The 12,065-nt window shown below is 45.4% G+C and carries 13 protein-coding genes; 2 read left to right on the top strand and 11 right to left on the bottom strand.

From position 1 onward, the window contains the following. Positions 1–2: 2 nt before the first annotated feature. The 5 genes from GZK95_RS05455 to htpX form a co-directional block, all read right to left on the bottom strand. Entirely contained in the window at positions 3–767 is a 765-nt protein-coding gene (locus GZK95_RS05455) for a DUF1365 domain-containing protein (protein ID WP_075712927.1), read from the bottom strand. Next, complete coding sequence (locus GZK95_RS05450; protein WP_075712925.1) at positions 768–2,054, bottom strand: NAD(P)/FAD-dependent oxidoreductase; 1,287 nt, start codon at positions 2,052–2,054, stop codon at positions 768–770. It abuts the gene before it with no gap. Between the two features lie 55 nt (positions 2,055–2,109). Further along, a complete protein-coding gene (locus GZK95_RS05445; RefSeq protein ID WP_075712923.1) occupies positions 2,110–2,835 on the bottom strand; it encodes an SDR family NAD(P)-dependent oxidoreductase in 726 nt (241 codons plus the stop codon). After that, positions 2,832–3,251 carry a nuclear transport factor 2 family protein gene (locus tag GZK95_RS05440; protein WP_075709254.1) on the bottom strand — a complete coding sequence of 140 codons (420 nt, stop codon included), beginning with the start codon at positions 3,249–3,251 and terminating at the stop codon, positions 2,832–2,834. Before GZK95_RS05440 ends, GZK95_RS05445 begins: the two co-directional genes overlap by 4 nt. Before the next feature lie 185 nt (positions 3,252–3,436). After that, a complete protein-coding gene (htpX, locus tag GZK95_RS05435; RefSeq protein WP_075709253.1) occupies positions 3,437–4,309 on the bottom strand; it encodes a protease HtpX in 873 nt (290 codons plus the stop codon). Between the two features lie 313 nt (positions 4,310–4,622). Here htpX and GZK95_RS22075 point away from each other — a divergent pair, with 313 nt between their 5' ends. After that, complete coding sequence (locus GZK95_RS22075; RefSeq protein ID WP_167369926.1) at positions 4,623–4,790, top strand: hypothetical protein; 168 nt, start codon at positions 4,623–4,625, stop codon at positions 4,788–4,790. A gap of 73 nt (positions 4,791–4,863) precedes the next feature. Here the strand turns inward: GZK95_RS22075 and bioD are convergent, their stop codons facing one another. The 4 genes from bioD to bioB are packed head-to-tail and all read right to left on the bottom strand — an operon-like array spanning position 4,864 to position 8,538. Beyond that, complete coding sequence (bioD, locus tag GZK95_RS05430) at positions 4,864–5,550, bottom strand: dethiobiotin synthase (RefSeq protein WP_075712921.1); 687 nt, start codon at positions 5,548–5,550, stop codon at positions 4,864–4,866. Further along, the gene (gene bioC, locus GZK95_RS05425; protein WP_075712919.1) at positions 5,547–6,356 is read right to left on the bottom strand and encodes a malonyl-ACP O-methyltransferase BioC; all 810 of its coding nucleotides are present in this window, start codon (positions 6,354–6,356) and stop codon (positions 5,547–5,549) included. Before bioC ends, bioD begins: the two co-directional genes overlap by 4 nt. A gap of 3 nt (positions 6,357–6,359) precedes the next feature. After that, the gene (gene bioF, locus GZK95_RS05420) at positions 6,360–7,499 is read right to left on the bottom strand and encodes an 8-amino-7-oxononanoate synthase (protein WP_075712931.1); all 1,140 of its coding nucleotides are present in this window, start codon (positions 7,497–7,499) and stop codon (positions 6,360–6,362) included. Beyond that, a complete protein-coding gene (bioB, locus tag GZK95_RS05415) occupies positions 7,486–8,538 on the bottom strand; it encodes a biotin synthase BioB (RefSeq protein ID WP_075709250.1) in 1,053 nt (350 codons plus the stop codon). The genes bioF and bioB overlap by 14 nt, the downstream gene beginning before the upstream one ends. Positions 8,539–8,695: 157 nt before the next feature. On the opposite strand from bioB, the gene bioA reads away from it, so the two are divergent. After that, positions 8,696–9,979 (top strand): adenosylmethionine--8-amino-7-oxononanoate transaminase, encoded by a 1,284-nt coding sequence (gene bioA, locus GZK95_RS05410; RefSeq protein ID WP_075712917.1) that lies wholly within the window; start codon positions 8,696–8,698, stop codon positions 9,977–9,979. A 48-nt stretch (positions 9,980–10,027) separates the two neighbouring features. Here bioA and GZK95_RS05405 read toward each other — a convergent pair whose 3' ends face one another. Together GZK95_RS05405 and GZK95_RS05400 are read right to left on the bottom strand one after the other, a co-directional pair. Next, a complete protein-coding gene (locus tag GZK95_RS05405) occupies positions 10,028–10,693 on the bottom strand; it encodes a DUF2057 family protein (protein ID WP_075712915.1) in 666 nt (221 codons plus the stop codon). An 87-nt stretch (positions 10,694–10,780) separates the two neighbouring features. Next, entirely contained in the window at positions 10,781–11,782 is a 1,002-nt protein-coding gene (locus GZK95_RS05400) for a porin (protein ID WP_075712913.1), read from the bottom strand. Positions 11,783–12,065 lie beyond the last annotated feature (283 nt).

Raw genomic sequence — 12,065 nt, 5'->3', positions numbered from 1 at the left:
TCCTATGCTCCTTTGTTTGATTTTTCTTGGTGGTCTGAATCTTGGCGATACTTAGGATGAGAGTAAAAAGGAGCGCCTTTCCACCATAGTTTTAAAGCATGCCAATAAATCCCTATGGTGACTTTTACTGCCATCACCGGAGTCACGATCAGTTTCTTCGCTAAAGCAAATTCACTTAACGGTTGCTTGCGCATCGATAGTGTCGCGTCAAACTCTTTATCTTCTCTGTGGCACTCCAAATGGACATGTAGACGACTAGACAGGGGTTTGACCATCCAGTGATATTTTTGCTCTACTGGGTTGAAAGGAGAGACATGAAAAGCTTTGTCATGTTCGTAACGACCATTACCTGTTGCTGGAACGACGTAATAATGTCGCTCATTCCAAGGGGTATTACTGACTTCCGCCAATAGGTAACGCCACTGGTTGTCACAATCATAAATGTAGTAGAAGTTGACGGGGCTGAAGTAAAGACCGAGGTACCTTAAGTGAATCACTGCTTCTACGCGTCCATCGGCAATGTTGTCGCCCGTGAGTTCACATACTTTGTCCAACACAGCGCGTTTCAGATCACCTTTACCAAGATAGTCTTCGCGACGAAACCTTGCCCAATGCCACCATTTATCCCCCAATCCCCAAACATGACTAAATACCAAATCTAGTTCATCAAGATCTAAGCATGGCATAAATAACGGGTAAGAAAGCGAATGCTTCACAGGTGTAAAACGACGATGTCTGACCGAGCCAACCAAGAGTGCGCTTTTCATCTACGCCGCTCCCTTAATTGGGGAATCAACCGCCTGCTCCTCAAGCGCCTTGACTACATCTAGCGCACTGCGAACACCATCTTCATGAAAACCGTTGTACCAATACGCCCCACAGAACCATGTCTGTTGCTCACCATTAATGGTGCTACGCTGCTTCTGAGCCGCGATTGACTCAGTGTTAAATACCGGATGGCTATAGTTAAATGTGCGCAAAATTTTGCTGTTCTCAATCAAATCTGCACAGTTGAGAGAAACACAGAACGTATGTGGGCTCTCAATATGCTGTAAGATATTCATGTTATAGGTCAAAGAAGGCGGTGCACTTTGCTCACTGTCCGAACCATCAAGCCGATAATTCCATGATGCCCATGCTGCTTTGCGCGTCGGCAAAAGTTTGGTGTCCGTGTGCAAGACCACTTGATTAACTTGATAGGTTAAAGACGAGAGCACTGCTTGCTCTTGATGTGAAGGATCAGCCAGCAATGCTAATGCTTGGTCACTATGACAAGCAAAGATCACCTGATCAAACCTCTCTGCTGAACCATTGACCATCACAACTACGCCTTGACCATCTCGAGTTACACTCTGCACGGGCGAGTTGAGCTTGATCCGATCAGCAAACCCCTGTGTTAAAGCTGGGATATACTGTTTGGACCCTCCTTTGATCACATACCACTGAGGGCGATTAACCACATCCAACAAGCCATGGTTTAAGAAAAATCGAGCGAAGAAACCGAGTGGGAAGGCACGCATATCAGCAAGGGTTGAAGACCAAATGGCCGCTCCCATCGGGAGAATGTAATTGTCACAGAAAAAGTCACTAAAGCGGTGCTGAGTGAGAAAGTCGCCAAGTGTACTGTCTATGCCCGACGCGTTCTGCTGCTGCGCTAACTCTTTGACTAACTTATTGAAGCGAAGTATCTCTGCGATAAATTTGTAAAAACGAGGCTTAAACCAATTGCGTTTCTGGGCGAATAATGTGGCAATCGTGTGGCCGTTATATTCCAACCCACTGGCTCTATTTGCCACTGAGAAGCTCATTTGTGTCGGCACGCCTTCAACGCCCACCTCGTTCATCATCTTAATAAAATTGGGGTAGGTGCGATCGTTGTAAACAATAAATCCGGTATCTACCGCATAGGTGCGTCCGTCCAACTCTAAATCAATCGTCGCAGTATGCCCGCCAATATAGTCATTGGCTTCAAACAAAGTGATGTCGTGGCGCTGATGTAGATAATAACCACACGTTAAGCCTGATATTCCTGTGCCAATTATCGCTATCTTCATTGTGATGATCCTTAGTCCGTTAATTATAGTTTTTAATCATTCAACCTTTGCGAGGCTATCCCTTGAGTAACTTTTGCGTGAGTAGGTTTTGCCAACGATAGGGCAAAACGCCGATCAACCTAAGGATTGAGGTAAAACGCGCAGGAAAGTAAATATAAGCGCTTTGCTTTTCGATGCCGCGCCGGATAGCTCGGGAGGCTTGCTCTGCTGACACTATCATCGGCATTTCGAATGTATTTCTATCCGTTAGGGGCGTTTTGACAAACCCTGGATAAACAACCGACACTTTGATGTTTTTTGGTGCGAGAGTCATTTGTAATGTTCGCGCAAGATAGCTTACCGCGGCCTTGGACGCGCCATAGGCTTCAGCTCGTGGCAAGGCGACCTCGCTTGAAATCGAACCAACAACCACGACTTGATCGCCGGATTTGAACAAGGGTTGCGCAGCTTGCAACGAATTAACCAGTCCGATGAAATTAGTATCAAAAACTCGTCGAATTAGTTCTGCATCTAGTAGGCCTTGTTCGACATACTCACAGTTGCCCGCATTAAAAATCCAGATATTGGGTTGTGAGCGCATCTCAGCTAACGCGTTGACAGTGGCTGCGGTATTGGTGACATCAAACTGCAGAGTCTCAGCTTTGTCACCCACGTTATCAAACTCGCTCAACGCGATGGGATTACGACCACATACAACAACCCTATCGCCCTGCGCCAGATAGTCCTGAGCCAACTGCAAGCCGATACCAGAAGTCGCCCCTGTAATCAGCACCGTATTCATTCGCCTAACCTCGCCTTGATCGATTTTACGATTGAACCGAGCAGAGGTAAGTTTTCATACAGCATTTCGCCAAGGTCGAAATAGTCACGATGATAAATGACCCTACCTTCAGAAAACTTCAGATGGCTAACACCATTGACGTAAATAGTTTGCCCTCGCTGCAATTTAGGGTGCCTTAGCTCCATGGTCCAAGTGATAAAACCACTGTCTCCCTGCTGCTGCTGAGCTTGGATGTTAAACTGGCAACTGTCCACGTTGCGATATAGCGCATCAAAATAGCGTTTTAGTTGCCCCCACCCTTCGAGGCGGTGCGCCGCATCTTCAAACACGACATCTTGATGGTATACATCGTTAAGCAAATGGAGATTTGCTTTACTTAATTGTTGATAAACTGACCCAACTGTCGCTACATCCATGATTGACCCCAATTAATTGTACACAAATATTTTTTGTATAACACTTTCACTCTAGAACAGATCAGTAAGTTGTACAAATTTTTATAACTAACCAAGACTTACGCATTTCGGTATGAAGGGATCAAAAAAGGCTTGGATTTTCATCCAAGCCTTTTAGATTCATTAATCAGATTTTATAAACGCGATTATCGCCCATTACGCAACGCGGCAATACGCTTGTCCAATGGTGGGTGGCTCATCAGCAGCTCTGTCATTGAACGCTTGCCATTAATACCAAACGCCATCATTGAGCCTTCTAGTTGAGACTCGTGACTCATCTTCAAACGCTCAAGCGCCGCAATCATTTTTTCTTTACCTACGAGACTCGCAGCGCCTGCATCTGCATAAAACTCACGATGGCGGCTGTACCACATGGTAATAAAGCTCGCCAAAAAGCCAAATACCAACTCAAGTACCATTGATACGCCAAAGTAGACCATCATGTTGCTGCCGCCCTCACCCTCTTCGTCACTGCTGTTTGAAGAGACAATGTTAGCGATAAAGCGCGATAGGAAGATGACAAAGGTATTCACCACACCTTGCATCAAGGTCATAGTCACCATGTCACCATTGGCAATATGACTCACTTCATGAGCCAATACTGCTTCGGCTTCATCACGTGTCATATTGTGAAGTAGCCCGGTAGAGACAGCAACCAATGAGTCATCACGCTTAGCACCCGTTGCAAAGGCGTTAATATCAGCCGAATCATAGATTGCGACCGTTGGCATGCCGATACCTACTTGCTCAGATTGGCGGCGAACCGTTTCTAGCAACCAGTGCTCCGTTTCGTTGCGTGGACTTTCAATCGCCACACCACCCACTGAACGCAGTGCCATACTCTTTGACATCAGCAAAGAGATAAATGAACCACCAAAACCAAACACAGCCGCCATTAATAGCAAGCCAGATAGGCTACCAGGCTGCATACCCGTGACAGCATAAACAATATTCAGAACAACACTTAGCACTAGGACAACAGCTAAGTTTGTTGCTAGGAATAACATAACTCGTTTCATTACTTATCTCCGAAACTGGAAGCTTTATTTTTCGTGGCATTTTTAAAAACGCCTTTATACCCACTAGCCGTTAGTCGACTCAGTGAGACTCACGTCTAGGCTAGCACATAGATATAGTCGAATCACATTAAACTCAAGTGATAGAAGCAAATTGATACATTTGTTTTCAATCCGACTCAATGTTAGCCAATCAATCCCGCTGGTTTGGCTCGATACACCTCAAGAAGAATTAGACTTTGGTCGAATTGTTAGGTGTAAAAAAACTGCTAGATTTACTGGTAGGTAAAGAAAACAACGTCAGGACAGGAAGCTCATGGTTGAAGCAAACAACTACCAAATGGCAATCGATTTGTTGTGTTGTCACCTAGGTATTTCAGAAGAGGAAGCAATGCAGCAGCTCGGCATTTCATCTGAGCAAGCGATGCAACAGCGCGTAGTAGAAACTCAATCAGCTTTGATGGGTTTAAACAACGAGAAATAGTCTGAATTGATATTAAGAAGGGCTGCAGTTTGCAGCCCTTTTTTTCGTTCCCGCTTATCCGCGATAACGCTTTTTAAATGTCACCAACTAGAGGGGTAACATCGATGTATTTAGCAAGCTCTTTGCGTTTTACACTCGGAACATAAGGGATTTCACCGATTTTAGGCGCATCAATCTTCTGTTCTAGCATATCAATGATCTCGGCGTAGTGTTCGGTACCTGGGTTGATTCGGTTAGCCACCCAACCGACAACATCAAGACCATCAGCTTTAATTGCATCAAGCGTCAGCAATGCGTGACTTAAACAACCCAACTTGATCCCAACAACCAAAACCACAGGTAACTTCTCACGTTGAACCCAAGTTGATAAACAGTCACTGTCAGATACTGGTACGCGCCAACCGCCAGCACCTTCAACTAATACAATATCTGCGTTAGCTTTATGTTGAGTCAACTTATTACTCAATACGTCATAGTCAATTTCGACGTTTTCTCGCTTCGCTGCAATATGCGGTGATGCAGGTAACTCAAGCGCATATGGGTTTACGTCTTCATAAGCAACCTCAACTGTTGCCGCGCCCTGTAGATACAGAGCGTCTGAGTTACGCATACCCTGTTCTGTTTTTTCACTACCGGCCGCGACGGGCTTATAGCCAATGGTATTCAAACCTTTTTCTTTTAAAGCGTTTAAAATCGCTTTAGAAGCCACTGTTTTACCTACATCGGTGTCCGTACCAGCAATAAAAAATGCATCGATCATAGATTAATTTTCCCCAAACAAACCTGATATGTTGCGGGTACTAGCCCCTGATGGTTGTGCTGAAAATTTTGATACTCTTGTTCTAAGTGCTTAAGTGATTGACGACGAGTCATTCCCGATGAACGACCCTGCACATGATTAGCGCCAATCCCTTTTAAGTCTCGCATTAATGCGAACGCAGAAGAGTACCAAACCGTTATGGTCGGCAAGTCTAAGTGATGGTTTTTGCAATCGGCTTGCGCTAACGCAATTTTTACCTGATTGGCGGTTATAAAATCGTTGACGTGTTGATATGAGTCAACTTTTGCCCAAGCCTGCTTCAATTCGCTTAATGAGCCCTCAAGTAATGTCGAGAAGATAGCCTGTCCCCCTTTGCGCGTCACTCGACGCATTTCCGCCAAAGGGACAGCGAGGTTGGCACACCATTGAAGGGCAAGACTGGAGAACACATAATCAAACTGGTGATCGTAAAATGGTAAACACTCCGCATCACCTTGTTGATAGGTAATATTTTCTGTACCACAGCGGCTTTCAGCCTGCTGCAGCATTGCCGTTGAGAGATCGCAACACACCACTTGTGCGCCTCGAGCGAGTAATTGCTGACTGAAATACCCCGTACCGCAACCTAAATCCAAGATTTTACAACCAGAAAGATCCCAAGGGAGCCATTCGAGTAAGCGATGACCCACATCGCGCTGAAAGGCGGCATGTTGATCATAGGTTTGAGCAGCTCGACCAAAAGCCTCAGATATCGCTTGCTTATCCGTTGACTCCGCGACAAAATTTTCTGCCAATGCGTGATTCATCCTCTATCCCTCCACCCTGCTTTGTAGTGCCGTCGCTAATTTGGCGATCTGTTGAGGCGTATGATTTGCTGTTAAGGTAATTCTGAGGCGAGCTTGCCCTTGCGGTACGGTTGGCGGACGAATGGCGGTTAACCAGAGTCCAGCATCTTTGAGACTGTTAGCCAAACTGACGGTTTGATCTGATTGACCAACAATAAATGGCTTAATTGGGGTCTGAGTATGAACATACCCTTGTAGGCCACCCAATGCTTTGTCATAACAATAATAGAGCTCATCGAGCTTGTCTCGGCGCCACTGCTGTGAAGCGATCATCTCAATAGCAGCGGCTACTGCATGCGCTTGTGAAGGAGGCATAGCGGTTGAGTAAACATGGTGACGAGCAAACTGACTTAGGTAATCCCCAGTCTCTTGGTCACACATTATTGCCGCCCCAGATAAACCAAAGGCTTTACCAAAAGTCACCACCAGCAGTTGGGGCTTTACACCAGCGGCATCACAACTGCCTCGCCCCTGTCTGCCCAGCACCCCAATACCGTGCGCATCGTCGACCGCAAGCCACCCCTTGCCTTCAATAGCTTGTGCGATATCTATTAGAGGAGCCGTGTCACCATCCATGCTAAACACCCCTTCAGTAACGACTAAAGTATTATCACTGAGCAGGTGAGCCAAATGCTGAGCGTCATTGTGTCTAAAACGTTTCATTGTTGCTGGCGAGAGCATCCCTGCCTCTATTAGCGAGGCGTGATTTAAACGGTCTTGCAGCAGCAAATCATTTTTTTCCAGCAAACCAAATAGCATCGCTTGGTTAGCGGCAAAGCCGGAGCTATATAAAACGGCTCTGGAGTAACCCAACCACTGGCAAAGCTTGTCTTCTAGATCACGGTGGGCATAGGAAAATCCCGTCACCATCGGTGATGCACCGCTGCCATTACCATAGCGATCAATCCCTGTTTGCCATGCTTTAGATAAGTTTTTATCGCTCGCAAGCCCCAAATAATCGTTGCTTGAGAAGTTGACGTAGTCGCTTCCTTGATGATGCAAGTCCGTTGTGTTGCCCTGCACAATCGGGGTAAGTTGGCGTGCTAACCCTTGCTGGCGCCTGTGGATTAAGCTTGCGGCGATTCGCTGACTAAACGCTGGCATCATAAAACAGATCATCGGCACTTGGACGAGCGGCAACTCGTTCGACAACGCGGTCCAGTAACTCGTTTTCTTCGATTTCATCTGGGCGTTGAGATACTTGCTGGCTGTTAATCCCTAGCGTTTTGAACAACTGCATATCTTTGTCTTCGGCTGGATTTGGCGTCGTTAACAACTTGCATCCGTAGAACACTGAGTTGGCACCAGCCATAAAGCAAAGTGTTTGCATTTGCTCATTCATATTCTCACGACCTGCGGACAGACGAACAGCCGACATCGGCATCATAATACGCGCAATGGCGATTAAGCGGATAAAGTCGAAGGGTTCGACGTCATCAACATTTTCAAGTGGTGTCCCTTTGACTTTAACCAACATATTGATTGGCACACTTTCTGGATGAGTCGGCAGATTGGCAAGCTCACACAGTAAACCAGCACGGTCATTGGCGCTCTCGCCCATGCCTATGATACCGCCTGAACAAATTTTCATACCCGCATCACGAACATGAGCAAGTGTGTCTAAACGGTCTTGATAGGTGCGGGTGGTAATAATGCTGCCGTAAAATTCAGGCGAAGTATCAAGATTGTGGTTATAGTAATCTAATCCCGCCTCTGCCAACTGATTGGCTTGATCTGGGGTTAACATTCCCAGTGTCATGCAGGTTTCTAGACCGAGCTCTTTCACCCCTTTAATCATTTGAGTTAGGTGTGGCATGTCACGCTGCTTAGGGTTTTTCCATGCAGCCCCCATGCAAAAACGTGTCGAGCCAGCATTTTTTGCTTTGACTGCAGCATCGAGCACCCGCTCAACCTCCATCAAACGCTCTTTCTCAACATCAGTGGTATAACGGGCACTCTGAGGGCAGTATTTGCAATCTTCAGGGCAAGCACCGGTTTTGATTGAAAGCAATGTGCTGACTTGAACATGGTTATGTTGTTGATATTGACGATGAACAAGTTGCGCTTCAAACAACAGATCCATAAACGGTTTTTGCATCAGTTGATTGACTTCGTCCAGAGTCCAATTATGACGTACTTCCACGTGTCTTCCTTATATGTGATCCATGCTCAGGCTTGTCACCAAAGCTAATTTGTTATTCGTTTTGTTGTTGACAGTCTAAAGCCAAGCGATATGCTGTCAACAATAAAACAAATTAAAAGTTTACGATTGGTTATTTTTTAACCCATAGCGAGCAGTCATGGATCTTGAATTTGATCGCCAACACATTTGGCACCCTTATACCTCTACTCTCAATCCTCTCAGTTGTTATCCCGTCACACGCGCGCATGGGGTGAATATTGAGCTCGACACTGGTGAGCAATTAATTGATGGCATGTCATCATGGTGGTCAGCGATTCATGGCTACAACCATCCTCATCTTAACCAAGCTGCTCATCAGCAAATTGATCAAGTCGCCCATGTGATGTTTGGTGGCATCACTCATCAACCAGCGATTGCACTGTGTAAAAAACTGATCGACATGACCTGTGATAACTTGCAGCATGTTTTTTTGGCAGATTCTGGCTCTGTCGCGGTGGAAGTAAGCCTAAAAATGGCGCTACAGTATTGGCATGCTAAAGGGGAAAGTCGCGCTAAATTTCTCACGCTTCGAGACGGTTATCATGGCGATACATTCGCGGCGATGTCAGTCACTGACCCTGATAACTCGATGCACTCTCTCTATAAAGGATTTCTGCCTGAACATATTTTTGCCAGTTCGCCAAAAACAGGATTTTGGCAACCGTGGGATCCAAGTGATCTTGATGATTTTGCGGATAAAATTACCAAGCATCACCACGAAATTGCCGCAGTAATATTAGAACCGATTGTCCAAGGCGCTGGCGGTATGAGGATCTATCATCCTGAATTTTTACGTGGTGTGCGTCAGCTATGTGATCAATATGGGCTACTACTGATCCTAGATGAAATTGCAACAGGGTTTGGTAGAACAGGGAAACTCTTTGCTTACCAACATGCGCAAATAGAGCCTGATATTTTATGTTTAGGTAAAGCGCTCACGGGCGGTTATATGACCTTATCTGCCACACTTGCCAGCAGTCAGGTAGCGAATACCGTTTGCTGTGGAGAGGCGGGATGTTTTATGCACGGTCCAACTTTTATGGGCAACCCATTAGCTTGCGCCGTCGCCACTGCCAGTATGGAAGTACTTGAGACCAACCAATGGCAACAACAGACAAATATGATTGAGCAACAATTTGCCACCTTGCTACCGCAGCTCAGAGAGCATCCATTGGTGGAAGGCGTACGTTGGTTGGGCGCGATTGGCGTGGTTGAAGCCAAGCGAGCTGTCAATATGGAGGCCATTCAGGCCCATTTTGTCGAGCAAGGGGTATGGGTTAGACCTTTTGGAAAGCTTATCTATATGATGCCTCCCTTTATCAGCCAGCCGGCACATATTAAGCAGTTGGTAAATGCAATCGAAAGTGCGCTTAACCGCCCTGATTGCTTTAACTACTCTTAATTAAGCAAAAGGGTTGGCAATGCCAACCCTTCTTAAATCGTTCGATGATTACTCTTGGTCAATCATCCAGCGACGGAATTCTTTACGTTCTTCTTTACTCGCTTGCAGGTACCAAGCTTTCAACTGTTCAACGTTTTTGGTTGCCACTTTAGGCGCTTCAGCCACTGCTGCGCTTGAGGTAACGGACGATGTGCTGCTTACCGCCGCGACTTCTACCGCCACTGGCGCATCAATAAGTTGACCTTCTTTAAAATAAATACCGCGTTGCTTATTGTGCTCAGCAACTAAGTCTTCCATACCAATATATGGCATAAAACCTTTTTTACCTGGCAGTAAGTCATATTCAACATCAACGCTCTTACCATCAACCAGCACTTTCCAACCCGGTTTCTGGCTATCAAACGCCTGTTTAGCTTGCGCTGCGCTGTTAAACTTAGGCAGTTTCACTTCAATATCGCTACCATTAGCATCGAAGTTCAATACATATGGCTTTGACTCGTAGATTTCTGCGCTGGCGCCATGGCCAATCTTACCATCCATTTTTACCACAGCTTGTGTAAAACCGTCGGTAACTTGATTAGTACCTACTTTCTCTTGTGCCGTTTGCCCATTGACTAACAAAATGGAAATACCTTTCTGTGCACTAAGCTCAGCTGCATGTAAAGGTAATACAAAGGCTGCAGTTGCTAGCGCAACGATATGTTTTAGTTTCAAAGGACGCTCCTAGAGAATTTATGTTACTACTAATAGAATTTAAAAAGCCACCGATAGGTGGCTTTTTGTATCTTAGCAAAAGTTCAATTAGAACTCAGCTTTAACACCGATAGCTAGAGCTACGTCGCTGTCGTAGTTAGGCTCGTTGTCTTTATCTTCGCCACCAATCTCAGCGTAAACTGTAGTATTTGGCGCAACACCGTAACCAGCGTTTAGGAACCAGTTGTCTTGGTCTTTTACATTGTCGTCGTGGTCACCGATTGAGTAGCCAGCAGAGAATGTCCACTTGTCCATGAAGTAGTCAGCAGCGAATGCTACAACGTTGTTGTCATCTTGGTCGAAATCAGACTTAGATGCGTAGTAAGCGATTGCTAGGTTTACGTTTTCGATACCAGCGAAGCGAACTTCAGCACCGTAACCAGAGTGATCTTTTTGACGCTTGTCTGCTGGTTGAGATGCTTGGTAATCAGCATCAACGTCAGTATTTGAGTAGAAAGCAGATAGATCGAAGTCAGCTACACGGTAACCTACACGCGCATCCATGTAGTCTGTTTCTGTGCCGTCTTGCTTGTTGCCATTTGCATCTAGTTCAGTGCTTAGTTTGTCTTGAACAAAACCAAGAGTAGTGTAGAAAGTACCGTTGTCGTAGTCGTAACGAACGCCTTCATCAGCACACTCGTTAGTTACGTTGTCTAGGTAAGTTTTGATACCGTATTGGTAGTCTGAACCGATACCTAGGTCATCAACTGCAGTACATAGACGACCAAACTTGATAGAACCGTAAGTTTTTGAGTAAACCGCTACGTAAGTATCGCCGTTTTTAGTTTCTTCAGCGTTAGTGTGCTTAGAACCGTCGAACTCCCAGTATGCACCGAAAGTGAACTCATCGTTGATTGCGTAACGTACGTCGAAGCCGAAATCCGCATCTTGGATTTCTTGCTTCATTGAGCTTTCTTGGAAGTCGTTCATGTAAACAACTTCGATATCACCGTGTAGGCCAACAGTTACGCCGTCTTGGTTGTAAATTTCGATAGCTTGCGCAGAAGTTGCTGCTGCAAGTACTGAAAGAGCTACTAGAGTCTTTTTCATAATTAATCCACTGCCTTTTCTTAGATTAGGGAATTCCTTATCCGGTTCCCTTTATATTTTTTGGAGGTGTTTCAAACTGAGTCGCTTGACACCGCCGTTTTCAAATTTCGGTGCTAGATTGCAGAAGATTATTCTAGCTGTCAAATCTTATAAAAAATCATCATGAAAAAATATAAAAACAATTAAAAACAATAACTTACACAACAATAAAAACAAAATGCGAGCAATATCTAAACACTCTGACACTTTCATCACTAAGCAATAGCGGCTGAACGACCAGTAT

The sequence above is a fragment of the Vibrio panuliri genome, assembly GCF_009938205.1.
Taxonomy (GTDB): Bacteria; Pseudomonadota; Gammaproteobacteria; order Enterobacterales; family Vibrionaceae; genus Vibrio; species Vibrio panuliri.
Note: the sequence above shows the minus strand (reverse complement) of the source record. Positions and strands in the feature narration are given on the sequence as shown.